The organism is Marinactinospora thermotolerans DSM 45154, from assembly GCF_900167435.1.
GTDB classification, from domain to species: Bacteria; Actinomycetota; Actinomycetes; order Streptosporangiales; family Streptosporangiaceae; genus Marinactinospora; species Marinactinospora thermotolerans.
On record NZ_FUWS01000006.1, the window covers coordinates 366,133 to 386,212 of the forward strand.

16 protein-coding genes are annotated in these 20,080 nt (G+C 69.0%); 9 read left to right on the plus strand and 7 right to left on the minus strand.

The features are described 5' to 3' along the window. Nucleotides 1-51 precede the first annotated feature (51 nt). Together B5D66_RS13235 and B5D66_RS13240 are read left to right on the plus strand one after the other, a co-directional pair. The gene (locus B5D66_RS13235) at nt 52-1,131 is read left to right on the plus strand and encodes an inositol-3-phosphate synthase (protein WP_200813632.1); all 1,080 of its coding nucleotides are present in this window, start codon (nt 52-54) and stop codon (nt 1,129-1,131) included. A 199-nt stretch (nt 1,132-1,330) separates the two neighbouring features. Then, nucleotides 1,331-2,623 (plus strand): MFS transporter, encoded by a 1,293-nt coding sequence (locus tag B5D66_RS13240; RefSeq protein WP_078762006.1) that lies wholly within the window; start codon nt 1,331-1,333, stop codon nt 2,621-2,623. A 148-nt stretch (nt 2,624-2,771) separates the two neighbouring features. Here B5D66_RS13240 and B5D66_RS13245 read toward each other — a convergent pair whose 3' ends face one another. After that, complete coding sequence (locus B5D66_RS13245) at nt 2,772-4,286, minus strand: CCA tRNA nucleotidyltransferase (RefSeq protein WP_394330052.1); 1,515 nt, start codon at nt 4,284-4,286, stop codon at nt 2,772-2,774. A 475-nt stretch (nt 4,287-4,761) separates the two neighbouring features. On the opposite strand from B5D66_RS13245, the gene B5D66_RS25090 reads away from it, so the two are divergent. The 7 genes from B5D66_RS25090 to trxA all read left to right on the plus strand — a co-directional run bounded on the left by B5D66_RS25090 (nt 4,762) and on the right by trxA (nt 14,024). After that, complete coding sequence (locus B5D66_RS25090; RefSeq protein WP_200813633.1) at nt 4,762-7,167, plus strand: DUF6049 family protein; 2,406 nt, start codon at nt 4,762-4,764, stop codon at nt 7,165-7,167. A gap of 193 nt (nt 7,168-7,360) precedes the next feature. Then, nucleotides 7,361-9,103 carry a murein biosynthesis integral membrane protein MurJ gene (gene murJ, locus B5D66_RS13265; RefSeq protein ID WP_144390109.1) on the plus strand — a complete coding sequence of 581 codons (1,743 nt, stop codon included), beginning with the start codon at nt 7,361-7,363 and terminating at the stop codon, nt 9,101-9,103. 456 nt (nt 9,104-9,559) lie between these two features. Further along, complete coding sequence (locus B5D66_RS13270; RefSeq protein WP_078762012.1) at nt 9,560-11,113, plus strand: hypothetical protein; 1,554 nt, start codon at nt 9,560-9,562, stop codon at nt 11,111-11,113. An 8-nt stretch (nt 11,114-11,121) separates the two neighbouring features. After that, on the plus strand, nt 11,122-11,742 hold the full coding sequence (sigM, locus tag B5D66_RS13275; protein WP_078762077.1) for an RNA polymerase sigma factor SigM: 621 nt from the start codon (nt 11,122-11,124) through the stop codon (nt 11,740-11,742). Next, nucleotides 11,739-12,587 carry an anti-sigma factor family protein gene (locus B5D66_RS13280; RefSeq protein WP_078762013.1) on the plus strand — a complete coding sequence of 283 codons (849 nt, stop codon included), beginning with the start codon at nt 11,739-11,741 and terminating at the stop codon, nt 12,585-12,587. Before sigM ends, B5D66_RS13280 begins: the two co-directional genes overlap by 4 nt. A gap of 132 nt (nt 12,588-12,719) precedes the next feature. Further along, a complete protein-coding gene (gene trxB / locus B5D66_RS13285; protein ID WP_078762014.1) occupies nt 12,720-13,652 on the plus strand; it encodes a thioredoxin-disulfide reductase in 933 nt (310 codons plus the stop codon). 48 nt (nt 13,653-13,700) lie between these two features. Then, on the plus strand, nt 13,701-14,024 hold the full coding sequence (gene trxA, locus B5D66_RS13290; RefSeq protein WP_078762015.1) for a thioredoxin: 324 nt from the start codon (nt 13,701-13,703) through the stop codon (nt 14,022-14,024). A gap of 101 nt (nt 14,025-14,125) precedes the next feature. Here trxA and B5D66_RS13295 read toward each other — a convergent pair whose 3' ends face one another. The 6 genes from B5D66_RS13295 to yidC form a co-directional block, all read right to left on the minus strand. Continuing rightward, the gene (locus B5D66_RS13295; RefSeq protein ID WP_235000968.1) at nt 14,126-15,223 is read right to left on the minus strand and encodes a peptidoglycan recognition protein family protein; all 1,098 of its coding nucleotides are present in this window, start codon (nt 15,221-15,223) and stop codon (nt 14,126-14,128) included. Between the two features lie 231 nt (nt 15,224-15,454). Next, nucleotides 15,455-16,381, minus strand: a complete 927-nt coding sequence (locus B5D66_RS13300) for a ParB/RepB/Spo0J family partition protein (protein ID WP_078762016.1) — start codon at nt 16,379-16,381, stop codon at nt 15,455-15,457. 25 nt (nt 16,382-16,406) lie between these two features. After that, nucleotides 16,407-17,477 (minus strand): ParA family protein, encoded by a 1,071-nt coding sequence (locus tag B5D66_RS13305; protein WP_078762079.1) that lies wholly within the window; start codon nt 17,475-17,477, stop codon nt 16,407-16,409. Nucleotides 17,478-17,485: 8 nt separating this feature from the next. Next, the gene (rsmG, locus tag B5D66_RS13310) at nt 17,486-18,151 is read right to left on the minus strand and encodes a 16S rRNA (guanine(527)-N(7))-methyltransferase RsmG (protein ID WP_235000979.1); all 666 of its coding nucleotides are present in this window, start codon (nt 18,149-18,151) and stop codon (nt 17,486-17,488) included. A gap of 322 nt (nt 18,152-18,473) precedes the next feature. Continuing rightward, complete coding sequence (locus B5D66_RS13315) at nt 18,474-18,980, minus strand: Jag family protein (protein WP_235000980.1); 507 nt, start codon at nt 18,978-18,980, stop codon at nt 18,474-18,476. A gap of 155 nt (nt 18,981-19,135) precedes the next feature. Next, nucleotides 19,136-20,068: a membrane protein insertase YidC gene (gene yidC, locus B5D66_RS13320; RefSeq protein WP_078762019.1), complete on the minus strand. Its 933-nt coding sequence runs from the start codon at nt 20,066-20,068 to the stop codon at nt 19,136-19,138. Nucleotides 20,069-20,080 lie beyond the last annotated feature (12 nt).

The window sequence follows — 20,080 nt, forward strand, 5'->3', positions numbered from 1 at the left end:
GGACCGGCGCACGAACGCATTCCGTCAGCAAAGAAGAAGGAGCAAGTGCCAATGGGTTCGGTACGCGTCGCCATCGTGGGCGTCGGCAACTGCGCGGCCTCGCTCGTCCAGGGCGTCCACTACTACCGGGACGCCGACCCCGAGTCCCGGGTCCCCGGCCTGATGCACGTCCGCTTCGGCCCCTACCACGTGCGGGACGTGGAGTTCGTCGCGGCGTTCGACGTCGACGCCAAGAAGGTCGGCCACGACCTCGCCGACGCGATCAACGCCAGCGAGAACAACACCATCAAGATCTGCGACGTCCCGCCGACCGGCGTGACCGTCCAGCGCGGACCGACCTACGACGGGCTGGGACGCTACTACCGCGAGACGATCGAGGAGTCCACCGAGGACGCGGTGGACGTCGTCGCCACCCTGAAGGCGGCCAAGGCCGATGTCCTGGTGTCCTACCTCCCGGTGGGCTCGGAGGAGGCCGACCGCTTCTACGCGCAGTGCGCGATCGACGCGGGGGTCGCGTTCGTCAACGCGCTTCCCGTGTTCATCGCCTCCGACCCCGAATGGGCCAAGAAGTTCACCGACGCCGGCGTGCCGATCGTGGGCGACGACATCAAGTCACAGGTCGGCGCCACCATCACGCACCGGGTCCTGTCGAAGCTGTTCGAGGACCGGGGCGTCGTCGTGGACCGCACCTACCAGCTCAACTTCGGCGGCAACATGGACTTCAAGAACATGCTCGAACGCGAGCGCCTGGAGTCCAAGAAGATCTCTAAGACCCAGTCGGTCACCTCCCAGATCCCGCACGAGCTCAAGGCCGGCTCGGTGCACATCGGTCCCTCGGACCACGTGCCGTGGCTGGACGACCGCAAGTGGGCCTACGTCCGGCTGGAGGGCCGCGCGTTCGGCGACGTGCCGTTGAACCTGGAGTACAAGCTGGAGGTGTGGGACTCCCCCAACTCGGCCGGCATCATCATCGACGCCGTCCGCGCCGCCAAGATCGCCAAGGACCGCGGCATCGGCGGCCCGATCCTGTCGGCCTCCTCCTACTTCATGAAGTCGCCGCCGGTCCAGTACTCCGACAGCGAGGCGCACGCGGCGGTGGAACGGTTCATCGCCGGCGAGACCGAGCGCTGAGCCCGTCCTTGCCGCGCGGGGGCGGGACCACCTTCGGGTGGTTCCCGCCCCCGCGCCCGTCGCAGTCCCCGGCGGCCCTCCCGGGATGATCGGGACGCCGTGCCGTCCCCGTCCCGCGCGACACCGCGCGGAAGGTCGCGGCGCCGGCGCGGAAACCGCCCGGCACGCCACGCCCTCGGCCGAGCCGTAGCCTTGGGCCGTGTCCTTCCTCGGCGATCTGCGCGAAGTCCTCCGCGGCGGCCGGTTCCGCCGCCTCTTCGGCACCCGGCTGGTGTCACAGTTCTCCGACGGCGTCTACCAGGCCGGGCTGGCCGGATACGTGTTCTTCTCCCCCGAGCAGCACACCTCGGCCGCGGACGTGGCGGCGGCCTTCGCCGTGCTGCTGCTGCCCTTCTCGGTGGTGGGCCCCTTCGCCGGTGTCCTCATCGACCGCTGGCCCCGTCGCCAGATCCTGCTGGTGTCCGCCGTGGGCAAGGCCGCACTGGCCGTGGTGACCGCCGCGCTCGTGGCGACCGGTTCCGACGGGGTCGCGTTCCTCGCCGCAGCCCTGCTCCTGCTCAGCCTGAACAGGTTCTTCCTCGCCGCGCTGTCGGCCGCGCTGCCGCACGTGGTGGCGCGCGAGAGACTGGTCATGGCCAACGCGGTGACGCCGACGTGCGGGACCTTCGCGAGCTTCCTGGGCGCCGGCGCCGGGGCCGGCCTGCGGCTGCTCGGCGGTGACGGCCTCCTGGGCACGGCGCTCATCCTGCTGGGGGCCGGGGTGGGCTTCGCGGCCTCCGCGCTGGTCTCGATCACCCTGGGACGCCGGGAGCTGGGTCCCGACCTGGACGCCCCCGCCCCGCGGATGCGCTCTGTGCTGGGCGGCGTCGTGACGGGGCTCGCCGACGGCCTGCGCCACGTCGCCGAACGGCGCCCCGCCGGGTACGGGCTGCTGACGATCGCCGGCCACAGGTTCGTCTACGGCGTCTCGACGATCATGACGCTGCTGCTCTACAACAACACCTTCACCTCGGGCGGTGTGGCCGGGTTGGCCGGTTTCTCGGTGACGCTCGCCGCGTCGGGGGCCGGCTTCTTCGTCGGCGCGGTGATCACCCCGTGGGCGACGGCGCGGATGCGCACGGGGACCTGGATCGCGCTCCTGCTCGCGGGAGGTTGCCTGTCCCTGCCGGTCTTCGGGCTGTCCTTCTCCGCGACGCTGTTCCCCTTCGCCGGATTCGCCCTGGGGGTGGTGTCGCAGGGGGTGAAGGTCTGTGTCGACACGTTGGTACAGAGCCATGTCGACGACGCCTACCGGGGACGGGTGTTCTCCGTCTACGACATGCTCTTCAACGCCGCGTTCGTCGCGGCGGCGGCCGTCGCGGCCCCCCTGATCCCCACGTCGGGGGTCTCCGTTCCGGTGCTGCTGGCGATGTCGGCGTGCTACGCGCTGATGTGCGCCGCCTGGTGGACCGGGACGCGCCGCCCGCGCCCCGCCTCACCGGCCCTCCCCTGAGGACGCGCCGTGCCGGCCCGCGGCGCCGCGCCTCGACCCGCCGGCTCATCGACATGACCCGACGCCGACACGCCGCCTTGTCGACATACCGGCGTGTCGGCGTGTCGCGACGGCGTCCGCCCCTCACCACACGGCCGGGCGGACCACCTCAGACGTTGTCGCGGCCCCACTCCCGCAGCCGCTGCGCGGCGTCCTCCTTGGCCATCGGCCCGTTCTCCAGGCGCAGCTCCAGCAGGAACTGCCACGCCCTGCCCACCAGCGGCCCGGGGCCGATCCCGAGGATCTCCTGGATCTCGTTGCCGTCGAGGTCGGGACGGATCCGGTTGAGCTCCTCCTCCTCGGCGAGCCGGGCGATACGCCGCTCGATGTCGTCGTAGGAACGGGCCAGCGCGGCGGCCTTGCGGCGGTTGCGCGTCGTGCAGTCGGCGCGGGTGAGCACGTGCAACCGCTCCAGCAGCGGCCCCGCGTCGCGCGCGTAGCGGCGTACCGCGGAGTCGGTCCACTCGCCCTTGCCATAGCCGTGGAAGCGCAGGTGCAGCGCGACGAGCTTGCCGACGTCGGCGACCACGTCCTTGGGGAACCGCAGCGCGCCGAGGCGGTTCCTGGTCATCGACGCGCCCACCACCTCGTGGTGGTGGAAGGTCACCCGGCCGCCCTCTTCGAAGGCGCGCGTCTTCGGCTTGCCGATGTCGTGCAGCAGGGCCGCCAGCCGCAACACCAGGTCGGGCTCCATCCCCCGCTGGCGTTCCAGGTCGATCGCCTGGTCCAGGACCGTCAACGAGTGCTCGTAGACGTCCTTGTGCCGGTGGTGCTCGTCGATCTCCAGACGCAACCGGGGGATCTCGGGAAGGACGTGGTCGGCGATGCCGAGATCGACCATCAGCTCGATGCCCACCCGCGGGTCGGGGCTGAGCAGCAGTTTGACGAGCTCGTCGCGGATGCGCTCGGCCGAGACGATCCGCAGCCGCTCGGCCATGTCGGAAGCGGCCCTCTTCACCTCGGGCGCGAGCCGGAAACCGAGCTGGGCGGCGAAGCGCACCGCGCGCATGATGCGCAGGGGATCGTCGCTGAAGGAGTCCTCCGGCCGTCCCGGGGTGCGCAGCATCCGAGCGGCCAGATCGGCCCGTCCACCGAACGGGTCGGCGAACTCCTGCTGCGGCAGCCGGACCGCCATGGCGTTGACGGTGAAGTCGCGCCGGACGAGGTCCTCCTCCAGCGAGCGCCCGTAGCTCACCTCGGGCTTGCGCGACTTCGGCTGGTAGGACTCGCTGCGATAGGTCGTGATCTCGAGCTGGTGACCGCCCTTGCGCAGCCCGACCGTGCCGAAGTCGATGCCGACGGTCCACACCGCGTCGGCCCACCCGTCGACGAGTTCGAGGACGCGCTGCGGAACGGCGTCGGTCGTCAAGTCCAGGTCGTGGACCGCGCGCCCCAACAGGGCATCACGCACGGGACCGCCCACGATCGCCAGCTCGTGGCCTGCGGCGGCGAAACGCTCGCCCAGCTCCTCGACCACGGGGTCGATGGACTCCCGCAGCCCGGACAGCGCGGCGCGCTGCTCGTCCGTCGGTCCGCCGTCGGCGGCTCTGTCACGAGCGGAAACGGTGGAATCGTCGGCGAGGCGGGGAGACGGCTCATCCCCAGTCATTCCAGTGTTCGGCACAGGGACAGAGGTTAGGTGGCCTTTCCCTGAGGTGCGAATCGAATCCCGTTATGAGCTTCGGCATAGCACCTGGACAACGACGCGAAAAGGAGGCGGGACCCCGGTCCGGGCGCGAAGGAAAGGGCGGCTTCCCTCGGTTATGCCGCGCGAACCCTTCGGAAGTCGGTCCCCGAGACGGTATCGTCGAAGCAGGCCGGCGCGATCGGCCGGCGGTGTGGCGCGGCGTTCCCGTGCCGGTGACCCCTCCAGGTCGGCCACCGACCGCCCCACTGCGCGACCGCGACGCGCGGCCCAGCCCATTCACCCAGAGATGTCCAGCCGAAGACCGGTCCCATGGCCCGGTCCCCGTCATCCGGCGGTTCCACCACGACGCTCCCGCGCCTTTGAGCCGCAGCCGTTGCTTCCGGAAGTGGGGCCCGCGTCTCGGTGACCACACCGGCTGGCCATTGTCGACCGACCCGGGGATTCCAGAGGCGTGCGTCGAATCGTTCATCTAGGCGCGGTCATGGCGACGGCCGTGGCACTGGTGCCGACCGCGTTCCACCCTGTCCAAGAGGCATCCGCCGCCGTGGCCAGCACCGTGTCCCCGGCTTCCGGCGACTCCGCCGCCACCGCTCCGCTGATCGTCGAGGAGATCACGCCACGGGCGGTCGGGAAGAAGAGCACCGTCACCGTCACCGGGAAGGTGACGAACACCACCGGCGAGACGTTGGAGGGCGTCACCGTACGCCTGCGCTACTCCTCCTACCCCTTGACCGGCCGCGACCAGTTGGAGTCCCACTCCGCGGGCGAGTCCACCGATCCGCAGGCGTTCGGCCCCTCCCTCACCGTCAAGGGGCCGCTCGCGCCGGGCGAGTCCGCCCCCTACGAGCTCAAGGTGAAGACCTCCGAGCTCGGCCTGGGCGGGTTCGGCGTCTACCCCCTCGCGGTCGAGTCCACCGACGCCGCGGGTGAGCGCCTGGGCGTCCAGCGCACGTTCCTGCCCTATGACGACGGCAGCGACGTCGAACCCGTCGAGGTCGCCTGGGTCTGGCCGCTGCTGGACCGGCCACAGCGCGCCGATGACGACACCTACCTCGACGACACGCTGGACGCCTCCCTCTCCGCCGACGGCCGGCTCGGCCGGCTCCTGTCCATCGGCGGCCAGGCCGGGGGGTTCGACGAGTCCGTCGAGGAGCCTCCGGCCGACGGCACCGCCGACGCCGACGAGGACACCGCGGCCGCGGAGAAGGCCGGTGGCACGCCGGCCAAGGACGACGCGGCCGAGGCCCCCCGCGCCGCCGATTCCCGCGAGGCCACCACCGACGTCCCGCTGACCTGGGCGGTGGACCCGGGCCTGTTGGACGACATCTCCCGGATCGCCGAATCGGGCTACCAGGTGCTGGAGGACGGCGAGTCCGACACCCCGCGCGTCGCCCCCCGTGAGGCCAGCGAGAACGCGGCCACCTGGCTGGAGCAGGCGCGCGTCCTCATCGGCGAGGACCCCCTGCTCGCCACCCCCTACGCCAACCCCGACCTCGCCGCGCTCCTGGGATCGGGACTCGAGAACGACGCGGAGTCCTCGGTCACCCTGGGCCGGCTCACCCTGCAACAGGTCCTCGGCCGCTCCGCCGACCACGAGCTCGCCTGGCCGGCCGGCGGCGCCATGGACGACGCGACACGCGACTTCCTCGCCGACCGCGGCGCCGAACGCTTCCTCCTCGACGACAGCGCCCTGCCCGCCTCCGAGTGGATCGCCCACACACCGACGGCGGCCACCTCCCTGCCCTTGGGGAACGGGGAGGCGGGCACCGCGCTGGCCATCGACGGCCGCATCAGCGAGGAGATCTCCGCCGACACCTGGGAGCCCGGCCAGGCGGCCCTCGCCCAGCAGCGCTTCGCCGCCGAGACCGCGATGATCGCCGCGGAACAGCCCGGTGGGGAACGGCGGGCGGTCGTCGTCGCCCCCGAACATGACTGGGACCCCAACCCCGTCTTCGCGCAGGGGCTCCTGGAGGCCACCGAGGACCTGCCCTGGCTCGAACCGGTCGCCCTGGACGAGATCCAGGCCGATCCCGGCGCCGTCTCCGAGCGGGAGGGCCCCGTCTACTCCGACAGCGCCGCACAAGCCGAGCTGGACGGAGACCACCTCGACCGGATCAAGGACATCCGGGGCGAGGTCCGGCTGTTCAACAGTGTCCTGACCAACGACGGTGACCCGTTCCGGCCCGCCATCCTGCGCCTGGAATCGGCGGCCTGGCGCGACGAGGACGAAGCCGCGACGCGGGCCCTCGACCGTCTCGCCACCTCGGTCGACGAGACCATCGGCAAGGTCAGGGTCATGCCGGGCGAACCCGTGACGCTGGCCAGCAAGAGCGGGACGATCGGCATCCTGGTCGCCAACGACCTCGAAGAGCACAGCGTGACCGTGCACCTGTCGATCTTCTCCGAGAACTCCGAGCGCCTGTCCATCGGCAACTACACCACGTCCATGGAGATCGGCCCCGGCGGTAAGACCACCGTCTACGTGCCCATCTCCGCCCGGATCAACGGGCGCACCGTCTTGCACATGAGCCTTCAAAACGCCGACGGGGAGCCCATCAGCGCGCACGAGACCACCACACCGGTCAACGTCACCGGTCTGGGCACCACCGCACTCCTCATCAGCGGCGCGGGCGCCATGGTGCTGATCGTCGCGCTGGCCCCGCGGGCCCTGCGCAAATGGGCCCGCAAGCGCCACGAGGCCATGAGCGGCGAGGGCGAACAGGACGGCGCGCCCGCCCCCGGAGCGGCGGCCGGCGCCACCGAGGCGATGCACCACAATGTCAGTGCGCCGTCCGGCCAACGGCCGGACGCGACCTCTGGCGACGAGCGTGGTGACGGCGTCGCCGGACGGACCTGACCGCAACGGCGACGACCCGTCGCCCTCAGCCAAGGCGACCGCCCCGCACACGGATCGGTCGCACCCCAGATCGCGCGCGCCGTTCCTCGGTGCGCGCCCGAAACGCGGACCGAGCATGACCCCACCACCCGGCGTAGGCGGCGAACGCCCCACCAGACGTCCCCGCGGACGCCACCGAATCCGAAAGGAGCCGATGCCGGTGGCGACCGGAACCACGAACGGCAGCACCGAGCCCGGGCCCGACCCGCTCCCAAGCCCGCAGGCGGGCCCGTCCCCCGAGGGAGGCCCCGAGCCCGCGCCCTCGTCCCGCTCCGGAAGGATGATGCGCTCCAGCGCGGTCATGGCCGTCGGCACGTTGGTGTCGCGGGTGACCGGCTTCGTCCGCACGATCGTGCTCGCCGCGGCCCTGGGCACCCATCTCCTCGGTGACGCCTACAACGCCGCCAACACCATCCCGTTCGTCATCAACGACCTGCTCATCGGCGGCCTGATGGCGAGCGTCATCGTGCCGTTGCTGGTCAAGCGCCGCAAGCGGGACGCCGACGGCGGCAAGGCCACCGAGGACCGGCTGTTCACCGGCGCGCTCGTCCTGCTGGTGGTGATGACCACGGTGGCGATCCTCGTCGCCGAGTGGCTCGTCCGCGCCTACGCCAGCGGTTTCGAGCCGCGCCAGGCCGAGGTGTCGGTGATCCTCGCCCGCTACCTGCTCGTGCAGATCCTCTTCGTCGGCATGAGCGGCCTCATCAGCGCCATGCTCAACACCCGGGACAAGTTCGGCGCCCCGGTGTGGGCCCCGGTGCTCAACAACCTGGTGATCATCGCGGTCGGCGCCACCTTCCTGATGGTGTCCGGCCCCGGCCGCACGCCCGATACGGTCACCGACTCCGAGTTGCTGCTGCTCGGCGCGGGCACGGCGTGCGGCATGGTGCTGCAGACCATCGTCCTGGTGGGATCGCTGTGGCGGTCGGGCTACCGGTGGCGGCCCCGGCTGGACCTGCGCGGCTCGGGCCTGGGCGAGGCGGTGCGCACCGCCGGCTGGATGATGGTCTACACCTGCATGACCCAGGTGAACTTCCTCATCACCACCAACATCGCGTCGCGCGCGGGCGTGGCGAGCGTCGAGAGCGGCGCCGAGGTCGGTGCCGGGATCACCGCCTACAACTACGCCTACCAGCTCTTCCAGCTCCCCTACGCGATCATCGCGGTCTCGCTGATCACGGTGCTGCTGCCGCAGATGAGCGACTTCGCCGCGGACCGGAGGTGGGACGAGGTACGGGGCGGGTTCTCGCGGACGCTGCGCGTCTCGGCGCTGGTGCTGGTGCCGCTCTCCCTGGCGATCGCCCTGTATGCGGTGCAGGTGTCGGTACTGGTGTTCGCCCGCGGTAACACCTCCACCGCCGACGCCGCGAACATCGGTACCGTCCTGGCCGTCATGTCGCTGGGTCTGGTGCCGTTCACGATCTTCCAGCTCATGCTGCGCGTCTTCTACGCCCTCAGCGACACCCGGACCCCGGCCCTGCTCGGCCTGGGCAACGTGGTGGTGCACGGCGTGCTGGCCGTCACCGCCTACCTGGTGCTGCCACCGAGCCAGGTGGTCGTCGGGGTCGCGGGCGGTTTCATGGTCTCCTACCTCACCGGCCTGCTCATCGGCGGCGCGGTGCTCAGCCGCAGGTTGGGCGGACTGGACGGGCGGCGCATCCTCGGCTCGCTGCTGCGGCTGTACCTGGCCTCGGTGCCCTGCGTGGCCGCTGGAGCCGGCGTCCTGTGGTTCTTCACCGACCGCTTCGGGGAGGGGCTGGTCACCAACATCGGCGCGCCGGTCGTCGGGTGCCTGGTCGGCGGCCTCCTCTTCCTCGCCTTCGCCAAGCTGCTGCGGATCCGGGAGCTCGACTCGGTCGTCGAGCTCGTGCGCTCCAAGGTGGGGCGGCGCGGCTGACCACTGCGGCCGCGGACCGCGAGGGGGCGGCGGCGCGACTCACGTCCGTGGGCGCGCCGCCGCCCCCTTGTCATGACCGTGACGGCGGTCTCGGCTCGGCTCTTTTCCCCGGTGTTCTCAACCCGAAACCCGCTCCGGTGACAGAAGTCACAACTTTTCCGGTAGGGTGCCCGAGCGGCCCGCTACGGCGCTGATCACCGGGAACGCGTCACGATGGGTGAGCGACGCCGGAAGGACCGTGTTCACGGAGTCGAGACCGCCTGTCCTCCGAGAAGGGCGCTCAAGCGTCCTAGCATGGAACGGCATATCCCTGCCGCAACGCCCCCGTTTCTCCGAGCTGCCCGAAGGGAGGTTGGGGACAGCCGACATGGCCCCACACATCGAGGTCCCTCAGATCCCGGTGGCCCACGCCGCCGTGGCCCCCGATGTCCGGCCGTCGCGCCCGTCACTCCCGGCATGAGCACTTTCATGATCGAACCTGGAGCGCGGCTCGCGGGTCGCTACCGACTCGAAGAACTGGTCAACGAAACCCGCGGTGCCGCGCTGTGGAAGGCGACCGACGAGACCCTCGCCCGGCTGGTCGCCGTCTGGACGTTCACCGACGGCTTCCCCAGGACGAGCGAGGTTGTGCGCGCCGCCAGAGCGGCCAGCCGCATCGCCGACGCCCGTGTGACCCAGGTCTTCGACGCCGATGACAGCGGCCCCACCGCCTACGTCGTCGAGGAGTGGGTGTCCGGCCAGTCGCTGACCGAGCTCCTCTCGCAGGGTCCCCTGGAACCCGACCGCGCCGCCGGCCTCGTCGCCGAAGCCGCCGAAGCCGTGGCCGCCGCCGCGTCCGCCGGCATCCACCACCTGTGCCTGACCCCGAACAAGCTGATGTGGAGCTCCGGTGGAGCCGTGAAGGTCACCGGCATCGGGGTCGACGCCGCCCTGCGCGGCATCACCTCGGCCGATCCCGTGGTCACCGACGCCCGAGGCGTCGGCCGGCTGCTGTACGCGGCCCTGACCGCGCACTGGCCGGGCGAGGAGCAGACCGGGCTGCGGCCGGCCCCCCTCGTCTCGGGCCGCCCCTGCGAGCCGAGTCAGATCCGGGCCGGCATCCCCGGCCGGCTCAACGACATCGTCTGCCGCTCCGCCTTCCAGATGGCGGGGCGTAGCGGCCCTCTCAACAGCGCGCAGGACATCGCCGACGCGCTGGCCGACGTACCCCGGTTGGTCCCCCTTCCGGTCACGCCCTCGGCCCCGCGTTCCCGTCCCGCCCCCTCCGATGAGGGCGGCCCCTCCCGGCGGGCCGAGCATCCCCGCCGCGCCGAGCGCGGCGAGCGCCTGGGGGTCCCCGCCCACCAGCTCGCGACTCCGCCGCGCGGTTCCCGTGGGAACGGCCGCTCCGGTTCCTCGACGTCCACCGTCAACAAGGTGCTCATCGGCGCCGTGGCGATGCTCGTCTTCGTCGCCGTGGTCGTGGGCGCCTGGACCGTCGGCAGCGTCATGAACACTCCCAACGAGGGCAACAGCCAGGCCACCTCGGCCGAAGAGCAACCGGCGAACGCCGGAGAGCCCGAGCTCTCCGTGCTCGAACCCGCCGGCGCCGATGGCTTCGACCCGCAGGGTGACGACGGCGACGAGCACGGCGACAAGGCCGGCCTCGCCATCGACGGCGACCCCTCGACCTCCTGGAACACCCAGGGCTACAACAGCGAGAGCTTCGGGAACCTCAAGTCTGGAGTCGGCCTCATCATCGACATGGGCGCCTCCGTCGAGATCCACGAGGCGAACCTGCAGCTCGGAGGTGGCCCCTACAGCGTTCACCTCCGTGTCGGCGATGCCCCTGAGGAGTCCGCGCTCACGACGGTCAGCGAACAGGCTGGAGCATCGGGAGAGGTCAACATTAAACTGGACGACCCCGCTCAAGGCCGGTACGTCGTGGTGTGGTTCACCGCTCCGCTGCCTTCGGACGGGGGCGAGTACCGAGGCACCGTCAACGAGGTGGAGCTGCGCGGAATCACGTGAACACGGCGATGGACGCTGTTCGGGAACTCCCCGACCGGGAGTTGTTGACCAGGCATAACCAAGGCGACGAGCGGGCTTTCGGCGAGCTGGTGCGCAGGCACCGGGAACGCATGTGGGCCGTCGCCATCCGCGTGCTGGGCGACCCCGAGGAGGCGTCCGACGCCCTCCAGGACGCGTTCCTCTCCGCGTTCCGGGGCGCGCACAGATTCCGCGGCGAGGCCATGGTGAGCACCTGGTTGCACCGCATCGTCGTCAACGCCTGCCACGACCGCATCCGCCGCAAGATGGTCCGACCGGCCGTTCCCACCGACGACGCCAACCTCGACGTGCTCTCCAACGAACGCCTGAAGGGGTCCTCCAACGACCCCACCCATCGCAGTGACGCCGCCATGGACGTGCACTCCGCGCTCGAACGCCTGCCGACCGAACAGCGCCTGGCCCTCGTCCTGGTGGACATGATGGGCTATCGCGTGGACGAGGCGGCCGAGATCCTCGAGGTCGCCCCGGGCACGGTGAAGAGCCGGTGTGCTCGCGGCCGGGCGCGACTTCTGCCATATCTCTCCCATCTCAGGAACCCTGGCCCGTCCCAGGACGTCACATCTCCGAGAGGAGGTGGCAGGAGATCGTGACGTCTCATGTCGACGTGGAGGACCTCGCACTACTGGCCGAAGGACTGCTGGACGAGGACGAGGAACGCTCCACCCGGTCCCATGTGGCCGAATGCGCGCACTGCGCCGAGGTACTGGCGGCGCTCTCCGACGTACCCCGCATCCTGGCCGAGGCGCCGGTGCCACCGCTTCCCTCCGGTATGGCGGACCGTCTCGACGAAGCGCTGCGCGCCGAGTTCCGCGAACGGTCCCTGTCCCATTCCGGTGCTCCCGCGCCCCAGGACGACGATGCCGGGGCCACCGTGCTTCCGCTGCCCCGGCGCAACGGGGTCACCCGTTGGATGCCCTACCTCGCCGCCGCCGCGGCCGGCGTCTTCGTTCTGGGCGGAGGTGCCGCGGTGGTGAACGGGATCATGTCCTCGCCCGGTACCACCGCCAGCGCGCCGACTCTCGGCAACGGCGACTCCGCCGAGCCCGAGGCCGCCCTCCCCTACCGCACCATCGTGGTGTCGAGCGGCACCGACTACACCGAATCCGCCCTCCCCGAGCAGGGGGCGCGGCTGATCGAACGCTCCCCTCTCGCGGAAACGCCTCAGATCGACGCTGAGGGCTCGGAGACCTCTCCCCTGTCCGTCACCTCCGAACCGCCGGCCGAGGTCTCCTCGTGCCTCCAGAGCCTCGGCGCCGACGGCTCCTACCGTCCGGCCCTCGTCGACATCGCCGAGTACGAGGGTGACACCGCCTGGGTGATGGTGGACCAGCGGGAGTCGGGCGGCTACGGGCTGCGTGTCGTCTCGCCCTCCTGTGGGGCCGCCGGCGACGCCGGATCCGCGGTCCTGGCCGAGGCCTCCGTCCCCGCGCCATAGCCCCGCCACATCACTCGTCCCAGGTCACGCTCGATCTGGGCGGGCCCGGGAATGGCCTGCGCCTACCATCTGTTGGTAGAGAACGACTTCTCTCCAACGAGCGTGCGTACGAGTTTTAAGGGGCCTAGTAGCGTGAGCGACGTCCGTAACGTGATCATCATCGGGTCCGGGCCCGCGGGATACACAGCCGCCGTCTACGCGGCACGCGCCGAGTTGAACCCCCTCGTCTTCGAGGGGTCGATCACCGCAGGTGGCGCGCTGATGAACACCACCGAGGTCGAGAACTTCCCCGGGTTCCCCGACGGGATCATGGGCCCCGACCTCATGGACAACATGCGGAAGCAGGCCGAGCGCTTCGGTGCCGAGCTGGTTCCCGAGGACGTCACCGAGGTGGACCTGACCGCCACCCCCAAGGTCGTGAAGGTCGGCGACCGGTCCTACTACGCGCGCGCCGTCATCGTCGCCACCGGCTCCCAGCACCGCAAGCTCGGCATCCCCGGCGAGGACCGCTACTCCGGCCGCGGCACCTCCTGGTGCGCCACCTGTGACGGCTTCTTCTTCCGCGACCAGGACATCGCGGTCGTGGGCGGTGGTGACACCGCCATGGAGGAGGCCACCTTCCTCACCCGCTTCGCCCGCTCGGTGACCATCATCCACCGCCGTGACGAACTCCGGGCCAGCAAGATCATGGCCGAGCGCGCCTTCGCCAACGAGAAGATCCGCTTCGTGTGGAACAGCGAGGTGACCGAGGTTCTGGGAGACGACAAGGTCTCCTCGATCCGCCTGCGTAACCGCGAGACCGGTGAGGAGAGCACGCTCGACATCACGGGCCTCTTCATCGCCGTCGGTCACGACCCGCGCGTCGAGCTTTTCAAGGGGCAGCTCGACCTCGACGATGAAGGCTACATCGCGGTCGCCTCGCCCACGACGCACACCAACATCCCCGGTGTCTTCGCCTGTGGTGACGTTGTGGACCACAGGTACCGTCAGGCCATCACGGCCGCGGGCACCGGCTGCTCCGCCGCCATGGACGCCGAGCACTACCTCGCCGACCAGGCCGGCTGACCTCCCGACCCCTTCCACCCCTTTTCCCGTCTGTGTGAGGAGTTTCCCGTGTCCAAGCTCAAGGAAGTCACCGACGCCAGTTTCGACGTCGACGTGCTCAAGAGCGACAAGCCCGTCCTGGTCGACTTCTGGGCCGAATGGTGCGGTCCCTGCCGCCAGGTCGCCCCGATCCTGGAGCAGATCGCTGAGGAGCACGGTGACAAGATCTCGATCGTCAAGCTGAACATCGACAAGCAGCCGAACGTCACGCGCGAGTACGGCATCATGCAGATCCCGACCATGAACCTGTTCAAGGACGGCCAGGTGGTCAAGCAGATCATGGGTGCCAAGCCGAAGTCTCTGCTGCTGAAGGACCTTGAGGAGTACATCTAAGGCTTCTCATGAGACATGGGCCCCGGGAGAACCCGGGGCCCATGTCTGTTCTCAAGGCCGTGTTTCACGTGAAACACCGCCGGGCGGCGGGTCGCTCGCTGTCAGAGCAGCCGGGCCACTCGTTCACGGATCGCGTCGAAGGTAGCGGCGAACATGTTGCCCGGGCACTCCGTGGTAAGCCAGTCTCGGTGGCGCGAGACCCCGTGCACGGTGATCGCCTGCCCGTTCACCGGGTTGACGTACTCGATACGGGCCCGCGGATCCACCCCCGTGACGAGGCACAGGAGTGCCAGCACCCGCACCAGGCTGTCCTGAGCCGCCTGGGTGGGCATCTCACCCGTGAAGTCACCGAGAAGGCAGACGCCGATGTTCCCGGAGTTGTAACCGCCTACGTGTCCGGCCGTCACGACCTCCGCCCCCGTCCCCACGGGAAGGCCCGCGAAGACGGGAACCTGGTCTTCTCCCGAGTAGCGCCCCTCATAGATCGTGCCGTCCGGGCCGATGAGCAAGTGGTAGCCGATATCCCCCCACGCCTGTTCGACGGCGTGCAGATGGTAGACGGCTCGTACCGCCGCGGCGGGATCACCGTTGACCGCGAGAGCGGTGTGGTGGACGGTGATCGTCTGGGCCGGAGAGAACTCCGCCGGCCACAGCTCATTTCCCGCTCCGTCGAAGCGCAGCGACTCGTCCGCTCCCCAGCCGGCCCGCGTGACGTAGTGAACTGGCGGCAGGCTCAGCCCTTTCAGAGCGGACGGGACCTCTAGCGTCCCACCGGTCTCTCGTGACGTACGCATCCGTTGCCCGTCCCTGGTGTTCATCGTGATGGCCGCCAGCCCCTCTCCGCCACCGCGGAGTTCGTACCCCTCACTCCCCTCGGGAACCGCAAGCAGGGCGACCGGCGTCCCTTCCTCACCGTCCCTCGCGTGCTCGGCGAAGCGCACACGGTGCCACTCCCCGTCTTCCTCCACCCCGACGAACCTGATCTGTACCCCCTCGGGGAGCACTCCGTCGCTCTGGAACGCGACGTGATCGAAATGCATGCCCGGACGTATCAGTCCGGTACCCGACGTCCGTTCCACGAGCGTGTGAGGAAAGGAGGTCGGCTCTCCTGCGGCCACCGCGGCACGGGGACGCGGCAACGCGGGGACGGCCGCGAGCGCCACCGCCGCTGCGGCCATGAACTGCCGACGCTTCACCATGGGGAAATCTCCAAAGGGGGGAGGGAACCTGGTCCAGGGCCCGGGCTGTTCCCCACACGGACAGTGAGAACCCGGTACCCGCCAGGAGTCTAGGGAGACTCACGTCATAGCGGTGGGAGATAACGCGAGAGGCCGGTGCGGTTTCGGCGCCGCACCGGCCTCTGGAGAGGGGCGATGTGCCGAGGGGGACACATCGACGTGTCGATTCGCGGTCGTGTCGACCTGAGCCGGTCAGCCCTGTCGAACGGTCGGGGCCATGGTCTCGATGATGCGTTCGAGGTCTTCCATCGTCGCGAACTCCACGACGATCTTGCCCTTGTTCCGTCCCATGTTGACCTTCACCCGGGTGTCGAAGACGTCGGAAAGTCGATTTGCCAACTCCTCGACCTGCGGAGAAACCGGTGCGCGGACCGGCTTGCGACGCTCGGGGCGCGCATCGTCGTCCACGCCCAGCGCGATGATCTCCTCCAGGGCCCGGACCGAGAGCCCTTCGGCGACGATGCGCTGGGCCAGACGGTCCTGAAGCTCGGGTCCTTCGGCTGAGAGGAGCGCCCTCGCGTGTCCAGCGCTGATCACCCCGGCAGCGACCCGTCGTTGCACGGCGGGTGGGAGGTTGAGCAGTCTCAGCGTGTTGGTGATGTGGGGGCGAGAACGGCCGATCCGTCGTGCGAGCTCATCGTGGGTGGTACCGAAGTCGTCCAGGAGCTGCTGATAGGCGGCCGCCTCTTCCAAGGGGTTCAGCTGCTGGCGATGGAGGTTCTCCAGCAGGGCGTCGCGCAGCAGATCATCGTCGGAGGTCTGGCGCACGATCGCCGGAATCCGGTCGAGACCGGCCTCCTTGCTCGCCCGCCACCGCCGCTCTCCCATGATCAGCTCGTACTGGCCGTCGTCGATCTTGCGGACGACCACCGGCTGGAGGAGACCCACCTCGCTGATCGACGCCTTCAGTTCGGCGAGGGCGTCCTCGTCGAAATGCTGACGTGGCTGGCGCGGGTTCGGACTGATCGCCTTGAGCGGAACCTCTTCGAGATAGGCGCCACCGACCGTTTCGGGAACGGCCCCGGCCCCCGGCGTTCCGTTTCCAGCCGCCGTGGCAACTGGTCCCTGCGGGATGAGCGCGCCCAGTCCCTTACCCAGACCGCGCCGCTGCTGGCTCACCACCGACTCCCTTCACGTGCTGTCATCAATGTCCGACCACCGCATTCGCGCGGAACGCGATCTCCCTGGCCGCCTGCATGTAGGCCACGGCTCCGGTGGATCCGGGATCGTAGGTCATGACCGACTGCCCATAGCTCGGCGCCTCGGAGACCCGAACACTACGCGGTACCAGTGTCTTGAGTACGAGATCTCCGAAGTGAGAGCGGACTTCGTCAGCCACCTGAGAAGCCAGGCGCGTGCGGCCGTCATACATCGTCAAGACGATGGTCGAGACCGCGAGCGCCGGATTGAGGTGCGACTTGACGAGCTCGACGTTGCGCAGGAGCTGCCCCAGTCCCTCTAGCGCGTAGTACTCGCACTGGATCGGAATGAGGACCTCTTCGCAGGCGACCATCGCGTTGACGGTGAGAAGGCCCAAGGAGGGAGGGCAGTCGATGAGGATGTAGTCGAGTTCGCTCTCGTCGTAAGCGGCGAACGCTCGCTTGAGCCGGGATTCGCGGGCCACCAGGGAGACGAGTTCGATCTCGGCGCCGGCAAGATCGATGGTAGCCGGAACACACCAGAGGTTGGGGATCTGTTCCACAGGCCGCGCAAGGGAACGCAGATCCTCGTCCTCGACGAGGCAGTGGTACACGGAGCGGGATTCGGGCGTTCGCTCCATCCCCAGCGCGGTGGAGGCGTTTCCCTGCGGATCGAGGTCGACGACCATGACACGGTTGCCATGCATGGCAAGAGAGGCGGCGATGTTCACGGTTGTCGTGGTCTTGCCGACGCCCCCCTTCTGGTTGGCGACGCTGATGACGCGGCACCGCTCGGGGCGGGGCCACACCTCCTCTCCGTGTCCACGTACCGTCATCGCGGCACGGGCGGCGCGGGCGATGGGCGTATCGAACTCGACGCCGTAGTCGGAGGACGAAGGCGCTATGTCGACATCGGTTTCACGTGAAACCCCCTCCGAGACGGCCGCATCTCCCTGCCACTGAGATGTTTCACGTGAAACGTAGGGGTCAGAGGTAGCTCGTAGGGAGAATTCCACTGCGGGGACCGGGCCGGTTTCACGTGAAACGTAGGCGCCATCGGTCGGGTTCTGGGGCACGAATGAGTTCACCTCTTCCGTCCGCGCTTCTTCCTGCCGCGCGATGCACGTTGGCCTCTGGACGGGGCAGCCGGGTCGCTCTCGGTGGTGACCGTGACGCGAACGACCGTGGTAGCGGGATCGACTTTACCGCGCCCCACTCGAATCACATCTGCGACGCAAGGACGCTGGCGTGACAAATCTGCGCGCGCCTCTTCGAGTTCAGCTTCCGCTTGCTCCCCCTTCAACGCCAGCAGACTTCCTCCCGTCCGGAGAAGCGGGAGCGCCCACTTGGCGAGCTTGGGGAGCGGGGCGACTGCGCGCGCCGTGACGAAGTCGGCACGCACCTCCTTCTTCACCTCTTCCGCGCGCCCTCGTCGCACGGTGACGTTCGAGAGCCCGAGAAGGTCGACGCTCTCCTGAAGGAAGACCGTCCGGCGAAGAAGAGGTTCAAGCAAGGTGACCGAGAGGTCAGGTCGCAGGATCGCGAGAACGAGTCCCGGCAATCCGGCTCCCGACCCGATGTCGACGACCTCGGCCCCGTCCGGGAGGAGCTCCTCGACCACGGCACAGTTCATGAGATGCCGCTCCCACAAGCGGGGGACTTCGCGCGGGCCGATGAGCCCACGTTGCACGCCGGCGTCCGCGAGCAGTTCCGCGTAACGCCGCGCCACAGGCAAGGTGTCCCCGAACAGCTCGATCGCCTGTTCGCTCGGACCCCCCAGCTCTTCTGGACTCTCGCGAGAAGAGAGGTCCGCGTTCTCGGGTTCCCGGCGGCGCTGGACCGGCCCGAGAGCTCGCGACGCGAAATCCCGAGAAGAGGTCATCAGTTACCACCTTGGCCTTTGCATCCACAAGTCAACAGGTCGACACGTCCCTGAGCGGAGATGTCGATCGCGCCCAGCCTCGTCCCGTCGAGGCGGCAGGGCTCCGCTCGAAAAATCACACAATAAAGCGCCCCTCACGATCCTATGCGTGAGGGGCGCTGCTCGTTTCACGTGAAACCGATGGAGCCGGTCAGTCAGCCGGATACACCACCACGTAGCGGTACGGCTCCTCGCCCTCCGATTCGCTACGCAGGCCGGCGGCGGCGATCGCGTCGTGCACCACCTTGCGCTCGAAGGGGGTCATCGGTTCGAGTGGCTTGGCCTCGCCCGTCTTCTTGACCGTCTCGGCCACCTCGGCGCCGATCCGGCTGAGCGCCCTGCGACGCCCTTCACGGAATCCACCGATATCAAGCATGAGCCGGCTGCGGGACCCTGTCGCGCGATGGACCGCCAGGCGCGTCAGCTCCTGAAGCGCTTCCAAGACCTCGCCCTTATCGCCGATGAGTTCGTCGAGCGTGGCACCGACGACGGAGACCAGCGCCCGGTCCCCTTCCACGTCCATGTCGATGTCGCCGTCGAAGTCAGCGATGTCGAGCAGACCTTCGATGTAGTCCGCCGCGATGTCGCCCTCGTTCTCCAGCGCCTCGATATCGATTTCGGGATCCGCTGCTTCCTCCCGCTCCGAAGCGTCCGCCACGGCGACGCCGGCGCCGGTCTCCTCCACGTCATCGGTGTTGCTGTTGGTCACAGCGAGGTGTCTCCTTATTTCGCGATCCTGCCGGTCGTGCGCGTCAAGGGCTGATGCCTGCGCACCCACCCCTGCGGGGGTCACTTCCCGTGATCAGAGTGGACCTAATGCCGATTCTGCGGATTCCCGCCGCCCCGCTTCGACCGCGGCTGCTTCTTCGGTTGCTTACGCTCGATCTTAGGCTGTTCGACCGGCTCCGGCTGCTTCTCCTCGCCCTTCACGGACCGACTCTTCCGGCTCTTGGCCTCGGCCTCGGGGGACCCGGGGGCCGGGTGCTGCCGGTAGAGGAAGTGCTGCTGGATCATGGTCCAGATGTTGGAGGTGACCCAGTACAGCAGAACACCGATCGGCATGCCCAGACCGAACAGACCGAACGCCGGCGCCAGGTAGAGCATGATCTTCTGCGACTGGACCATGGGGTTGTCCGGCATGGCCGCCATTTGAGCAGCGCTGCGCTTCATGCTCTGCCGCATGGTGAGGAAGGTCGTGGTGCCCATGATCACGCAGGCCAGGGCGATGATGACCTTCGCCATGACGGGGTTGGCACCGTACTGCTCCAGCTCGGCGGCGGAGCTGGTGAACTGCGCGGCGAGCGGCGCGTGGAAGATCAGGGCGCCCTGGGCGCTGTGCACCAGTTCCTGGGTGAAACCGTACTGGGCGTTTCCCTGCGCGACACTACGCAGCACGCTGAACAGCGCGAAGAAGACCGGCATCTGCAGCAGCAGCGGGAGGCAGCCCATGATGGGGTTGGTGCCGCTCTCCTGGTAGAGCTTCATCATCTCTTGCTGCTGGCGCTGCTTGTCGTTCTTGTACTTCTCGCGAACCTTCAGCAGCTTCGGCTGGATGTCCTGCATCTTGCGCTGCGTGTGCATCTGCTTCACGAACAGCGGGACCAGGATCAGACGCATGAGACACGTCAAGAGGACAATGGCCAGACCCCAAGCCCAGCCGCTGTCAGGGTCCAGTCCGAGGAATGTCAGACCCGAATGGATCTGGATCAACACCCAGCCGACGGCTTGATACAGCGGGTCGAGCACCGGATAACTCCC